Below are 13435 nucleotides of genomic sequence, written 5' to 3'. Positions count from 1 at the left end.
CTGCAACCTGACCCTGAAAGCACCGGGCGTCGACCGCCCGGACCGACACCCGGTGGTGAGCCAGATGGTTCTCGGGAGCGACCTCAGGCGGGCGAGCGGGCGCGGGCCCGCGGCGGCGGGACGGGGTACGGCCTTGGCGGCCGCCCTGGTCCTCCTCCTCGCCCCGGCCCTCGCGGCGTGCAGCGACGACAGCGGTGGCGGCGGTGACACGGCACCGCCCACGCCGACCGTGGAACGGACGACCGAGGAGCCCGGCGAGACGACCGTCACCGCGAGCGGACCCGGGGACACGGCGGCGGCCGAGAAGCAGATCAAGGAGAACTGGAAGACGTTCTTCGACCCGGCCACCTCCACCGAGCAGAAGCAGGCCGTGCTGGAGAACGGCGACGAGATGGGCCCGGTCCTCGCGGCCTTCAGCGGGGACGAGCGCGGCGGGCAGGTGGAGGCCGAGGTGCGGAAGGTCACGTTCACCTCGGCGACCGGCGCCGACGTGACGTACACGCTGCTGCTGGAGGGCGCCACGGCCCTGCCGGACGCGGCGGGCACGGCCGTCGAGCAGGACGGCACCTGGAAGATCTCCGTCAAGACGCTGTGCGGACTGGTCGCGCTGAGCGGCAATGCGACACCGGGTCCGGGCTGCTGAGACGGCCGCCGCGGGCCTGCTGCTCCTGCTGGTGACGGCATGCGGCAGCCGGCTCCCGGAGAGCGACTTCGAACGCCGGGACGGCACCACGGCCTCGGCGGGCGCGGAGCCGCTGCGCGTCGGGATCGTCACCAGCGTCACCAGCCCGGTGGGCGGCACCGCGTTCACCGGGCCGCGCGACGGGGCGAAGGCCTACTTCGCCGCGCTCAACGCGCGCGGGGGCATCGACGGCCGCCGGGTGGAGGTGCGGGAGTGCGACGACGGGGGCAGCGGCGTCGGCAACAACGAGTGCGTGCACCGGCTCGTCGAGGAGGACGGCGTGGTGGCGCTCGTCGCCACCACCGCCCTCGACTACGCGGGCGCCTCCCGCGTCGCCCGCGCGCGCGTGCCCGACATCGGCGGCCAGCCCATCGGCCCGGCCTACGACACCTACCCGTACCTCTACAGCGTCTACGGCAGCCTCGCGCCCCGGAACGGCACGACGGGCTGGGACGGGAAGCAGTACGGCGGCACCGAGGTCTACCGCTACTTCGCGCGCGAGCAGGGCGCCCGCACCGCCGCCGTGGTCTCGTACAACCAGCCCGCTTCGGCGGCGTACGCGCGCCTGGTCGTGCGGGGGCTCAGGGCCGAGGGATACGAGGTGATCACCGAGCAGGTCGACTTCGCGCTGCCCAACTTCCGCGCGGTGGCCGCCGACATCAAGGAGCGGGACGTGGACCTGGTGTTCGACGCCATCGACGGCCACGGCAACGCCCGGCTCTGCGCGGCGCTCGACGCGGCGGGCGTCGAACTCACCGCCAAGGTCACCAACGTGCAGAACTGGACCTCCACGATCGCCGAGGACTACGCGGACGCCCCGCACTGCCGCAACGCCCTGTGGGCCACCGGCTCCAGCCGCAACCACGCGGACGGCGAGGACCGGGCCGTACGGGAGTTCCGCGACGCGACGAAGAGTCTCAGGACGCACTCCCAGTGGCAGCTGGAGGGCTGGGCCGCCGCGATGTGGTTCACGGACGCGGCGCGCTCGTGCGCCGGGAGCGGGGAAGGCGTCACGCGCGCGTGCGTCGACCGTTTCATGAACCGCGACGAGCCCTACAGCGCCGACGGGCTTCTCGTGCCCGTCCGCTTCGAGCGGCTCACCGAGCCGCCGAGGACCCGCCGGACCTGTGTCTCCGTGGCCCGCTGGCAGGACGGGAAGGGGTGGGTGGGCCAGGGGGACATGAACGACACCTGCTTCGACGTTCCGCAACTGCCCTATAGCCCCTGATGCGTTGAGCGGCGAACAGGTTCCCTCATCCGGCTATCGATCGGGCAACCGTTGCAGCACAAGTTGATGATGCCTTCCAACCATTCCCAGGGATGCCGGGTCTAAGCGGGTGGTGGTGGACCAGCACCGCCATGGACGGATGACCGGGGAAATCAACGGATGACCAGGGAAATCAGGGGGTTCGGGGGACGCATGCACATTTCTTTCCTCATACACAACGCGTACGGCATCGGGGGAACGATCCGGACGACGTACAACCTCGCGAACACCCTGGCCGAACAGCACGACGTGGAGATCGTCTCCGTCTTCCGCCATCGTGACGAGCCGGTGTTCGACGTCGATCCGAGGGTGCGGCTGCGGGGCCTCGTCGACATCCGGGAGGGCGGCGCGGACAAGGGGCACGCCGACCTGCGGCGCCCCGCCAAGGTCTTCCCGCGCGCCGAGGGCCGCTACGCCCAGTACAGCGCCCTGACCGACCGGCGCATCGCCGAGCACCTCGCCTCGGTCGACGCCGACGTCCTGGTCGGTACCCGCCCCGGGCTGAACGTGCACATGGCCCGGCAGACCCGACGCGGGCCCGTCCGTGTCGGCCAGGAGCACCTCACGCTCGACAGCCACTCCCCGGCCCTGCGCGCCACCCTGCGCGGCGCCTACCCGCGGCTCGACGCGTTCACCACGACCACCGAGGCGGACGCGCGCGCGTACCGCGCGAAGATGCGGCTGCCCGGCGTCCGCCTGGAGGCCGTGCCCAACCCGGTGCCCGCGCCGGGCATCGACCCGGCCGACGGCTCCGGCAAGTGGGTCGTCGCCGCCGGGCGGCTCGCGCCCGTCAAACGCTACGACCTGCTCGTCAAGGCCTTCGACAAGGTCCGTCAGGAGCGGCCCGACTGGCGCCTGCGGATCTACGGCGGAGGCAAGCAGAAGGACAAACTCCGCTCCCTCGTCGACAAGTTGGACCTCTACAACCACGTGTACCTGATGGGCCCCGCCACCCCCATCGAGCCCGAGTGGGCCAAGGGTTCCATCGCGGCCGTCACCTCCAGCCTGGAGTCGTTCGGCATGACGATCGTGGAGGCCATGCGCTGCGGACTGCCGGTGGTCTCCACCAACTGCCCGCACGGCCCCGGCGAGATCATCGAGGACGGCGTCGACGGCCGCCTGGTCGAGGTCGGCAACGTCCCGGCCATCGCCGACGGTCTGCTGGAACTCATCAACGACGACGACAAGCGGCGGCAGATGGCGCACGCCGCGCTCCAGGACTCCGAGCGCTTCGACCCGTCCCACATCGCCGAACGCTACGAGACGCTCTTCGGCGACCTCCTCGCCCGGGGCGGTGCCTCGCCATGGGGCCGGGTGCGCGGCTCACTGCACCGCACCCGTGGTGCTCTGCTCGGCAGCGCGTACGCCGTTCGGGGTGCCGGACGCTCCGCCCGCTCCGCGATCAGGAAGGCCCGCACCGCATGATGACGCTGGCTCCGCGGCGGCCCACGCACCACGACGACCAGGAGGACAGGGCCGTGCCCCCGCGCGCCGACTGCGTCGCCGACTTCGCCGGCGGCCTGACCTTCGACCTCGCCGGGCAGGGCGTGACGGACGCCGCCCACCTCCTCCTGCTCCTGCGCGACAGCGACCGGAAGGTACGCCTGCCGCTCACCCCGGCCGGCGACGGCCGCCTGCGGGCCGCGCTGCCCAGCAGCACGGACGTCCCCGAGGGCCGCTGGGACGTCTACCTCCAGGTCGCCGACGACGAGCCGCACCGGCTCTTCCCCGGCCTCAACGACCTGCGCTCCCTCGTCGACCGCGCGCCCGCGGCCACCACCGGCCGGGTCGCGGTCCGCATCCCCTACGGCACCAAGCACGGCAACCTCAGCATCCGCAGCTGGGAGCGCTCCCCGCACGCCGAGGCGGGCGCCCTCCACGTGGGCGACGACGGACTGGAGGTGACGGTCCGGGCGTACGGTGCCGAGCCCGCGCCCGAGGCGTACGCCGAGGTCACCGACCGGGCGGGGGCAGCGCCCCCCGTACGGGCCTCCCTCGCCCCGGACGACCGGGGCGGCCTCCGTTTCACCGTGGCCTACGGCGAGCTGAGGCCCGGCACCTGGGACCTGTGGCTGCGCCCGCGGGGGGAGTCCGGCCCGCGGGTGCGCGTGGCGCGGCTGCTCGACGACATCGTCGAGAAGGCACCCGTCCTCGTCTACCCCGGGAAGCGGGTCGAGACCGGGCACGGCCCGGTGGAGGCCGTGCCGTCCTACACGGCCGACAACGACCTGTCCGTCACGGTCGTCGCCGTGAGCCGAACCGACCGCATGTCGCGCTGAACGAAGCGGGGCGGTTCAACGGTCTTCTCCAGTGGTCGAGGACACGACCTGTCCTCGACCGCTGACAGACTCGCCCCATGTTGGAGACATCGGCACGGCTGCTACGACTGCTCTCGCTTCTGCAGGCCCACCGCGAATGGTCCGGCTCGGACCTGGCCGACCGCCTCGGGGTCACCGCGCGCACGGTCCGCCGCGACGTGGACCGGCTGCGCGAGCTGGGCTACCCCGTCAACGCCAGCCCCGGCACGGGCGGCGGCTACCAGCTGGGCGCCGGGGCCGAACTGCCGCCGCTGCTCCTCGACGACGAGGAGGCCGTCGCGGTCGCCGTCGGGCTGCGCTCGGCCGCCGGGCAGGGCATCGACGGTATCGGCGAGTCCTCCGTGCGCGCCCTCGCCAAGCTCGAACAGGTGCTGCCGCACCGCCTGCGCCGCCGGGTGGGCGCCCTGAACGCCTTCACCGTGCCGCTGCTGCGCGGCCCCCGGCTCTCCGCGATCGACCCCGGGGTGCTCACCGAACTCGCCAACGCCTGCCGGGACGCCGAGCGGCTGCGCTTCGAGTATCGCGACCACTCCGGCGCCGCCACCCGCCGTACCGTCGAGCCGCACCGCCTGGTGTGCACGGAGCGCCGCTGGTACCTGGTCGCCTGGGACGTCGACCGGGCCGGATGGCGCACCTTCCGCGTGGACCGGGTCACGCCCACGCCGCCGCACGGCCCGCGCTTCACCCCGCGCGAGCCACCGGCCGAGGACCTCGCCGCGTACGTCTCCCGAGGGGTCTCCACGACGGTGTACGCCTCGCACGCCGTCGTACGGCTGCTGGTGCCGCTGCACGAGGCAACCGAACTGATCTCGCCCTCGGCGGGCACCCTGGAGGCCTACGACGAGCACAGCTGTCTGCTGCGCACCGGGGCGCCGAACCTCGATGTGATGGCCATTCACGTGATGATGACCGGCGTCGACTTCGAGGTCGTCGAACCGGCGGAGCTGACCGGCACCATCAGGACTCTCCGGGACCGCCTGTCGGCCGCTCTTGACCGAACCGGGGATGCGGCGTCCGCTCCTGGCCCTTCCGGGTCTGGGGCGGCGTGATCGCCGCGAACCTCGGATGGTGCAGGTCGAACGTCGGCGCCTCGGAGCGGACCCGGGGCAGCGTCACGAAGTTGTGGCGCGGCGGCGGGCACGAGGTCGCCCACTCCAGCGACCGGCCGTAGCCCCACGGGTCGTCGACGTCGACCCGCACGCCGTACCGGGAGGTCCGCCAGACGTTGTAGAGGAAGGGGAGCGTGGACATGCCCAGCAGGAACGCGCCGATCGTCGAGATCGTGTTCAGCGCCGTGAAGCCGTCGGCCGCCAGGTAGTCGGCGTACCGCCGTGGCATCCCCTCGGCGCCCAGCCAGTGCTGCACCAGGAACGTGGTGTGGAAGCCGACGAAGAGGGTCCAGAACTGGATCTTGCCGAGCCGTTCGTCGAGCATCCTGCCGGTGAACTTCGGCCACCAGAAGTAGAACCCCGCGAAGGTGGCGAAGACGACCGTGCCGAAGACGACGTAGTGGAAGTGCGCGACCACGAAGTACGAGTCCGTGACGTGGAAGTCCATCGGCGGCGACGCCAGGATCACCCCCGTCAGCCCGCCGAACAGGAACGACACCAGGAAGCCGGTCGCCCAGAGCATCGGTGTCTCGAAGGACAGCGAGCCCTTCAGCATCGTGCCCGTCCAGTTGAAGAACTTCACCCCGGTCGGCACGGCGATCAGGAAGCTCATGAACGAGAAGTACGGCAGCAGCACCGCGCCCGTGGCGAACATGTGGTGCGCCCACACGACCACCGAGAGCCCGGTGATCGCCATCGTGGCCCCGACCAGCGTCAGATAGCCGAAGATCGGCTTGCGGCTGAAGACCGGGATGATCTCCGTGATGATCCCGAAGAAGGGGAGGGCGATGATGTAGACCTCGGGGTGCCCGAAGAACCAGAACAGGTGCTGCCACAGCAGCGCGCCGCCGTTGGCGGCGTCGAAGACCTGCGAGCCGAACCGTCGGTCCGCCTCCAGCACCAGGAGCGCGGCGGCGAGCACCGGGAACGCCATCAGGATCAGGATCGACGTGAACAGCGTGTTCCAGGTGAAGATCGGCATCCGGAACATGGTCATGCCGGGGGCGCGCATCCCGATGATCGTGGTCAGGAAGTTCACCGCGCCGAGGATCGTCCCGAAGCCGGACAGCGCGAGCCCCATGATCCACATGTCGGCCCCGATCCCCGGCGACCGATCCGCACTGTTCAGCGGCGCGTAGGCGAACCACCCGAAGTCGGCGGGCCCCGACGGCACCAGCAGCGAGCCCATCACGATGAGCCCGCCGAACAGGAACAGCCAGTACGACAGCATGTTCAGCCGGGGGAAGGCCACGTCGGGCGCGCCGATCTGCAGCGGCATGATCTCGTTGGCGAACCCGGCGAAGGTCGGTGTCGCGAAGAGCAGCAGCATGATCGTGCCGTGCAGGGTGAACAGCTGGTTGAACTGTTCGTTGTCCACGATCTGTGTGCCCGGCCGGGCCAGTTCGGCCCGCATCACCAGCGCCATCAGACCGGCCGCCAGGAAGAACAGGAACGACGTGACCAGGTAGAGATGGCCGATCTTCTTGTGGTCCGTCGTGGTCAGCCAGTCGACCACCACCCGCCCCGGCGTCCTCGCCCCCACGGGTCGTGCCACCGCCTGTACGGTCTCGGTCCCCATCGCTCGCCCCTTCGCCGCCGCGTCCTGGGCCCGTGCCGCACGCCATGATGCTCGCGCCCCCGTCGCGCCGACAGGGGGCGTACGGGGGAAGTGTGCGGGAACCGTGTATTTCCCATGGGGCGGGAGCTTCCGGCAGCCGTCCGGTAATCGGTGGGAAAAGGCTGGACATGCACCGGACACACACGGCCCGGACAGCTTTCCGACGGGCTATTCGCGATGGTGCCGAAGTGCCCGGGAATTCCGTTCGACAGCACGAGGAAGGTGTAAGGAACCGCTCGTACGTGTGACTGCGTTGGGCCGAAACGGGTGTCGTGGTTCTGTGACAGAAGCGTGACGGCGAGGGGACAGCGGAGCTCCGGCCGCCTACCGTGGCGGCCATGGCACCGATTCCCACCCCCTCAGAAGAACCCCGGGACGACCCCGACGCGTACGTCGGACTCCAGGCGCCGGACGCCGAGCGCCGAGCCGTGGAACACGGCTGGTCCACCGTCAGAAAGCTGCCGCCGGGAGCGATCATCACCATGGAGTACCGCTTCGGGCGGCTGAACCTGGAGGTCGAGGACGGCCGGGTGAGACGCGCCTGGAAGGGCTGAGGGCCGGCATCACGGACCCGGGACGAGGGGCCCCCGGTCCAGGGCGGAGACCCTGAGGCCCAGGACCGGGGGTCCTGGTGGAGGCCCTGAGGCCCTGACGGACGAAGGCCCGGCTCGTGGCGAGCCGGGCCTTCGTCCGTGCGGGGCATGGGCTGTGCGTACCGGGCCCCGCTGCCTCGTGTCAGCCGCCCGCGACCGGGCGGGCCGGGGTCGCGTTGTGCGCGACGCGGTCGGCGTGGGGCGGCCGGCGGGAGCCGGTCGGGGTGACCGGGGCCCTCTCCGACCTGGCCAGATGGGGTCCGGTGGACAGGTGCAGCGGCACGATCGGCGGATGGGCGGCGCGGGCCGCGATGCCGGTCTCCCGGACGGTCACGGGCTCCTCGACGTGCCCTCGCGCCACGGCCGTTCCCACCGCTGCGGGTGCGGGTGCGGGTGCCGGAGCGGGTGCCGTACGACGGTCGCGCAGGCTGTCGCGCAGCGAGAAGATCCAGACCTCGGCGCGGGCGATCAGCGGCTCGAACCAGGGCAGGGCCAGCATGATCAGCAGACCGGCGGCCCAGCCCAGCAGGACGTCGCTCAGCCAGTGCGTACCGAGGTACACCGTGGTGAGGCCGACCCCGAGCGAGATCACGGCGGACAGCGCGGACAGCCAGCGCCTGGCCCTCGGCGTCGACGCCAGGTAGGCCAGGATGCCCCAGGTCACCACGGCGTTGGCGGTGTGTCCCGAAGGAAATATGTCGCCGCCGAGCCACATCTCGTTGGCGCCGATCTCGGTGGCGTAGTGCGGGCCGAGCCGGCCCATGCCGATCTTGGCGGCGCCGACCGTGATGTTCAGCAGCAGCAGCGAGACACCGAGCGCCAGCATCGGGCGCAGGGTGTGCTGTCTCCACGAGCGCCAGCCCAGCCAGGCGGCGACCATCACGGCGGTGGGGCCGCGCTGGCCCAGGACGACGTAGTAGTCCAGGAAGGCGTGGATCTGCTGCCACTGCTGGTACGGCCGGAAGAACATGATCTGCCAGTCGAGCCGGACCAGCCACGAGGTGATCACGACGGCCCACACGATGGCCACGTAGAAGGCCAGGGTGGAGGCGAAGAGCACCACCCGGTGCCGGGTCATCCCCGGCACATCGATGTGAGCCGGTCGTTCCGGCTCACGGTCCAGCCTGGAGAAGACCCGGTCCAGACGGGTCGGCTTTGGTTCGGTACGCACTCAATCGACGTTACAGCGAGTGAGCTCCGACGCGGCGTGAATCACCGGCTTTGTGATGACGCCGTGATGTGGGATTCCTCTCATATTGATGTTTATTTCTGCTGAATGACGAATCGTTGCGCCACTTGGCCTTCAATTCCATGGCCTAATACGGACCGGTCGTTTTGCGACCCTTTTGAATTCGTTCACCGAATGCTTGCGTGGAATTACCCGTTCGCTCGCGGTCCGTGGCCGGCCGTCAGGGCGGACCCGAGCCGTTCAGCCAGAACGCCCCGTAGAGGGCCGACACCACCCCGGCGGCCCCGACGATCGCCGCTGACCTGGCGGTACGCGCGCCGGCGAGGGCCCGGGCGAGGGGCAGCAGCAGTGGGAAGGCCGGCATCAGCAGCCGGGGCTTGGAGCCGAAGTAGCTCGACGCGCACAGCGCCAGCGCGGTGACGACCCCCGCGTAGACCAGCAACGACAGCGGCTGCCCCTGCCGTACGCACACCGCGTACAGCCAAATGATCAACGCCACTCCGATGATCAGTCCGAGACCCGCCAGGGCCGACGGGAACGACGTGAACTTGTCGGTGACGAAACGCGCGAAGGCGTAGCCGCCGTCGAAGCCGTTGCGCCACCCCGCCTGGACGTCGAGGTAGCCGAGCGGCCCCTTGCCCGTGTGCCGGCCGACCCACAGGACGTACCCGACGGCCCCCAGGGGTGCGAGGAGCATCCCGAGGGCGCGTGGCCAGTACCGAGCGCCGTCCGACGCCTCGTCACTCAGGCTTCGCCCGGACGGCGGAGCGGGTGCGGGTCGCCGGTCCCGTACGTACGACGCGATCGCCGCCGCCCAGAGTGCCGCGACCACCGCGAGCCCCACCGGGCGGGTCAGCCCGGCCAGGGCGGCCAGGGTGCCCGCCGTCACCCAGCGGCCGGTCAGGACGGCGTACAGCGACCAGGCGGCCAGCGCAGTGAACAGCGACTCCGTGTACGCCATCGACTGCACGATCCCGACCGGCAGCACCGCCCACAGCAGGACGGCGCGGACGCCGACCCGCCTGCCGTACACATGGTCGGCGACCGCGAAGATCCCCCAGGCCGCGGCGAGCGAGGCCAGGGTGCCCACCACCAGGCCGGCGTGGGCGTACGACAGCGGGGTCACCGCCGACACCGCCCGCTCCAGCCAGGGGAGCAGGGGGAAGAACGCCAGGTTCGAGTGGACGTCGCCGTTCGGCAGGCGCACCTCGTAGCCGTAACCGAGTTCGGCGACGCGCGTGTACCAGAGCGAGTCCCAGCGGGCCGACAGCAGCGTCCACGGGCTCTTGTCGCGTGCCGCGCTCCACCCGGCGAGGGCGACGAGGCCCAGGGCGCGCACGGCGGCGTACCCGAGGAGCGCGGGGGCGGCCCGCCTCCAGGAGGGCGGCGGCGGGCGCGTAGCAAGATCGGTCACGCGCTCGATTATCGGCGGAGCCGGGAACCGGCCGGGACGTCACCGCGTGGTGGGCCGTGGTGGACGGCGGTGGCCGAGCCGCAAGGGAGCCACGGACGAGTGATGAAGGAGTCATGGAGGACCGGTGGGCGGCCCGGGGCGTGGCGTATGCCACATGTCACATGAGGGTTCCATGAGACACCCGCCACTCTTCACCGGCCGGGACTCGCGTACGCTGACGGCTCGCTCGCCTTTCGTTGCGCGGGTCCGGGACGCCGCTCCTCCCGGGCCGTGGCCGCAGGGGAGTCCCCACCCCGTGGTTCCGCCGAACGCGAGAGCATTCTGGGAGGTACGTACATGTCCGGGACGCCCACGGCCGCCGCACGACGCCGTCCGGGCACCGGGGCCGATGCCAACCGCTGGGTCGTCCTCGTCGTCCTGTGCGTCAGTCTCCTGTTGGTCGCCGTCGACGCCACCGTGCTGCACGTGGCGGTCCCCGCCGTCACCGAGGACATCAGGCCGAGCGGCATGGAGCTGCTCTGGATCGTCGACGTCTACCCGCTGGTCTGCGCCTCGCTGCTGATCCTGTTCGGCACGCTCGGCGACCGGGTCGGCCGCAGACGGATCCTCCTTCTCGGATACACCCTCTTCGGCGTCGCCTCCGGCCTCGCCGCCTTCGCCGACAACCCCCAGGTCCTGATCGCGGCCCGCGCCCTGCTCGGCGTCGGCGGCGCGATGATCATGCCCGCCACGCTGTCGATCCTGCGCCAGGTCTTCCCCGACCGGCGCGAACGGGCGCTCGCCATCGGCGTCTGGAGCGCCGTCGCCGCCGTCGGCGCGGCCGTCGGACCGCTGCTCGGCGGATTCCTGCTGGAACACTTCTGGTGGGGCTCGGTCTTCCTCGTCAACATCCCGCTGATGCTCGTGAGCCTGCCGATCGGACGGCTGCTGCTGCCCGAGTCCACGGGCGACCGCGACGGACCCTGGGACGTGATCGGCGCCCTCATGGCGGCCGTCGGTCTCTTCGGCGTCGTCCTCGCGGTGAAACGGCTCGGCGGCGGACACCCGCCGTTCGACCCGGGCACCGCGCTCGCCCTCCTCGGCGGCGCCGGCCTGCTGACCGTGTTCGTACGACGGCAGCGGCGCCGGAGGCATCCGCTGGTCGACCTGCGGATGTTCGCCCGCCCCGCGTTCAGCACCTCGGTCGGCTGCATCGTCCTCGCGATGCTCGCGCTGGTCGGGCTCGAGCTGATCGCCGCGCAGTATCTGCAACTGGTTCTCGGGCTCTCCCCCCTGGAGACCGGGCTGCGCCTGCTGCCGCTGACCATCGCCGCGATGGCCGCCGGGCTCGTCGGCTCCCACCTGCTGCACCGCTTCGGGCCGCGCCGCATGGTCTGCGCCGGCTTCTGCCTCACCGCCTTCGCGGTCGTCCTGCTGACGGCCATGGGGCGCCACGACAACGCGGGCCTGCTGCTCGCCGGATTCGTGCTGCTGGGCTTCGGCCTGGAGACGACCCTCTTCGGCGCGTACGAGTCGATGCTGAGCGAGGCCCCGGCCTCCTCGGCGGGCGGAGCGGCGGCGATCGGCGAGACCTCGTACCAGCTGGGCGCCGGTATCGGGATCGCGCTCCTCGGGAGCGTGATGAACGCGGCGTACACGCCGGGGCTTTCGTCCGTGCCGGGGGTGCCGTCGTCGGCCTCCTCCGCCGCCGGGCACTCGCTCGGCGAGGCGTACGAGGTCGCGGACCGGCTCGGCGGCCCCTCGGGCGAGGCGCTGCGGCACGCCGCCCGGGACTCCTTCGTCCATGGGCTGCACATGACGCTGCTGGTGAGCGCGGCGCTGCTGGTGCTCGGTGCGGTGATGGCCCTCAGGCTGCCCCGGGGCATGGAGTGCGGGGCCGCCGCGGACCTGCCGGGCCCGCGGGAGGCCAGGGCGGCACCGTCCGTGCGCGCGGAGTCGATGCGCTGAGCCGCCGCCTCCCGGCGGTCGTGGTCCGATGGAGTCGGGGCGCCCGGTCCATGGGTAATGTGCTGAGCACCGCTAGTTTTATGAGCCGGAGGTTTCCCCATGGCCGCGCCCGCGAAGTCGCCGTCCTTCGATCCCGCCGATTTCCTCGGCCTCGACGATCTGCTCGACCCCGAGGACCTCGCCGTGCGGGACACCGTGCGCAGGTGGGCGGCGGACCGGGTGCTGCCCCGGGTCGCCGAGTGGTACGAGCGGGGGGAGCTGCCCGAGATCCGGGAGCTGGCCCGGGAGTTGGGCGCGATCGGGGCGCTCGGGATGTCGCTCCAGGGGTACGGGTGCGCCGGGGCCAGTGCCGTGCAGTACGGGCTCGCCTGTCTGGAGCTGGAGGCGGCGGACTCGGGGATCCGGTCGCTCGTGTCCGTGCAGGGGTCGCTCGCGATGTACGCCGTCCACCGCTTCGGCAGCGAGGAGCAGAAGGGGACGTGGCTGCCGCGCATGGCCTCCGGCGAGGTCATCGGATGCTTCGGCCTCACCGAGCCCGACCACGGTTCCGACCCGGCGTCGATGCGGACGTACGCCGAGCGGGACGGCGGCGACTGGGTCCTGAACGGGCGGAAGATGTGGATCACGAACGGGTCCGTCGCCGGGGTCGCCGTGGTGTGGGCGCAGACCGAGGAGGGCGTGCGGGGGTTCGTCGTGCCCACGGACACCGCCGGGTTCTCCGCGCCGGAGATCAAGCACAAGTGGTCCCTGCGCGCCTCCGTCACCAGTGAACTCGTCCTGGACGACGTGCGGTTGCCGCAGGACGCCGTACTGCCGGAGGTCAGGGGACTGAAAGGCCCCTTGAGTTGTCTTTCGCACGCCCGCTACGGAATCGTGTGGGGGTCGATGGGCGCCGCGCGGTCCTGTTTCGAGTCGGCCGTCGCCTACGCCCGGACGCGGGAGCAGTTCGGGAAACCGATCGGCGGATTCCAGCTCACCCAGGCCAAACTCGCCGACATGGCGGTCGAGTTGCACAAAGGGATTCTGCTCGCCCACCATCTGGGGCGGCGGATGGACGCGGGACGGCTCCGTCCCGAGCAGATCAGCTTCGGCAAGCTGAACAACGTGCGAGAGGCGATCGAGATCTGCCGTACCGCCCGGACGATTCTCGGCGCGAACGGGATCTCCCTGGAGTACCCGGTGATGCGGCACGCGACGAATCTGGAGTCGGTGCTCACCTACGAGGGCACCGTCGAAATGCACCAACTGGTGCTGGGCAAGGCGCTCACCGGTCTCGACGCCTTCCGGTGAGCCGCGTC

The 13435-nt window shown here is 71.3% G+C and carries 11 protein-coding genes; 8 read left to right on the top strand and 3 right to left on the bottom strand.

Annotation, left to right across the window (positions count from 1 at the left end):
• Positions 1-64 precede the first annotated feature (64 nt).
• The 5 genes from H4687_RS10440 (at position 65) to H4687_RS10420 (ending at position 5316) form a co-directional block, all read left to right on the top strand.
• Positions 65-643, top strand: coding sequence for a hypothetical protein (locus tag H4687_RS10440; protein ID WP_179860161.1), 579 nt, complete (start codon positions 65-67; stop codon positions 641-643).
• Positions 618-1910 carry an ABC transporter substrate-binding protein gene (locus H4687_RS10435; protein ID WP_046914705.1) on the top strand — a complete coding sequence of 431 codons (1293 nt, stop codon included), beginning with the start codon at positions 618-620 and terminating at the stop codon, positions 1908-1910. Before H4687_RS10440 ends, H4687_RS10435 begins: the two co-directional genes overlap by 26 nt.
• 192 nt (positions 1911-2102) lie before the next feature.
• Positions 2103-3374, top strand: a complete 1272-nt coding sequence (locus tag H4687_RS10430; protein ID WP_046914706.1) for a glycosyltransferase family 4 protein — start codon at positions 2103-2105, stop codon at positions 3372-3374.
• The gene (locus tag H4687_RS10425; protein WP_046914715.1) at positions 3374-4228 is read left to right on the top strand and encodes a hypothetical protein; all 855 of its coding nucleotides are present in this window, start codon (positions 3374-3376) and stop codon (positions 4226-4228) included. Before H4687_RS10430 ends, H4687_RS10425 begins: the two co-directional genes overlap by 1 nt.
• A gap of 77 nt (positions 4229-4305) precedes the next feature.
• Positions 4306-5316 carry a helix-turn-helix transcriptional regulator gene (locus H4687_RS10420; protein ID WP_046914707.1) on the top strand — a complete coding sequence of 337 codons (1011 nt, stop codon included), beginning with the start codon at positions 4306-4308 and terminating at the stop codon, positions 5314-5316.
• On the opposite strand, the gene ctaD is transcribed toward H4687_RS10420, so the two are convergent.
• On the bottom strand, positions 5225-6955 hold the full coding sequence (ctaD, locus tag H4687_RS10415; RefSeq protein WP_046914708.1) for an aa3-type cytochrome oxidase subunit I: 1731 nt from the start codon (positions 6953-6955) through the stop codon (positions 5225-5227). The genes H4687_RS10420 and ctaD overlap by 92 nt on opposite strands.
• A 377-nt stretch (positions 6956-7332) precedes the next feature.
• On the opposite strand from ctaD, the gene H4687_RS10410 reads away from it, so the two are divergent.
• Positions 7333-7548 (top strand): I78 family peptidase inhibitor, encoded by a 216-nt coding sequence (locus H4687_RS10410; RefSeq protein ID WP_046914709.1) that lies wholly within the window; start codon positions 7333-7335, stop codon positions 7546-7548.
• Positions 7549-7729: 181 nt separating this feature from the next.
• On the opposite strand, the gene H4687_RS10405 is transcribed toward H4687_RS10410, so the two are convergent.
• Both H4687_RS10405 and H4687_RS10400 read right to left on the bottom strand, forming a co-directional pair.
• On the bottom strand, positions 7730-8758 hold the full coding sequence (locus H4687_RS10405) for a phosphatase PAP2 family protein (protein ID WP_046914710.1): 1029 nt from the start codon (positions 8756-8758) through the stop codon (positions 7730-7732).
• Positions 8759-8996: 238 nt separating this feature from the next.
• The gene (locus tag H4687_RS10400) at positions 8997-10190 is read right to left on the bottom strand and encodes a glycosyltransferase family 39 protein (protein ID WP_046914711.1); all 1194 of its coding nucleotides are present in this window, start codon (positions 10188-10190) and stop codon (positions 8997-8999) included.
• 336 nt (positions 10191-10526) lie between these two features.
• On the opposite strand from H4687_RS10400, the gene H4687_RS10395 reads away from it, so the two are divergent.
• Positions 10527-12137 carry an MFS transporter gene (locus tag H4687_RS10395; RefSeq protein ID WP_046914712.1) on the top strand — a complete coding sequence of 537 codons (1611 nt, stop codon included), beginning with the start codon at positions 10527-10529 and terminating at the stop codon, positions 12135-12137.
• A 99-nt stretch (positions 12138-12236) separates the two neighbouring features.
• Positions 12237-13427, top strand: coding sequence for an acyl-CoA dehydrogenase family protein (locus H4687_RS10390; protein WP_046914713.1), 1191 nt, complete (start codon positions 12237-12239; stop codon positions 13425-13427).
• Positions 13428-13435 lie beyond the last annotated feature (8 nt).

This window comes from Streptomyces stelliscabiei (genome assembly GCF_014873495.1).
Lineage (GTDB): Bacteria > Actinomycetota > Actinomycetes > Streptomycetales > Streptomycetaceae > Streptomyces > Streptomyces bottropensis.
The sequence above is the reverse complement of the archived record's forward strand: the minus strand, read 5'-3'. Positions and strand labels throughout refer to the sequence as shown.

What these genes read in the sequence shown, in the direction of transcription:
- H4687_RS10430 (WP_046914706.1), top strand. Translation starts at nt 2,103, where the DNA reads ATGCACATTTCTTTCCTCATACACAACGCGTACGGCATCGGGGGAACG.
- H4687_RS10425 (WP_046914715.1), top strand. Translation starts at nt 3,374, where the DNA reads ATGACGCTGGCTCCGCGGCGGCCCACGCACCACGACGACCAGGAGGAC.
- H4687_RS10435 (WP_046914705.1), top strand. Translation starts at nt 618, where the DNA reads ATGCGACACCGGGTCCGGGCTGCTGAGACGGCCGCCGCGGGCCTGCTG.
- ctaD (WP_046914708.1), bottom strand. Translation starts at nt 6,955, where the DNA reads ATGGGGACCGAGACCGTACAGGCGGTGGCACGACCCGTGGGGGCGAGG.
- H4687_RS10390 (WP_046914713.1), top strand. Translation starts at nt 12,237, where the DNA reads ATGGCCGCGCCCGCGAAGTCGCCGTCCTTCGATCCCGCCGATTTCCTC.
- H4687_RS10395 (WP_046914712.1), top strand. Translation starts at nt 10,527, where the DNA reads ATGTCCGGGACGCCCACGGCCGCCGCACGACGCCGTCCGGGCACCGGG.
- H4687_RS10440 (WP_179860161.1), top strand. Translation starts at nt 65, where the DNA reads ATGGTTCTCGGGAGCGACCTCAGGCGGGCGAGCGGGCGCGGGCCCGCG.
- H4687_RS10420 (WP_046914707.1), top strand. Translation starts at nt 4,306, where the DNA reads ATGTTGGAGACATCGGCACGGCTGCTACGACTGCTCTCGCTTCTGCAG.
- H4687_RS10410 (WP_046914709.1), top strand. Translation starts at nt 7,333, where the DNA reads ATGGCACCGATTCCCACCCCCTCAGAAGAACCCCGGGACGACCCCGAC.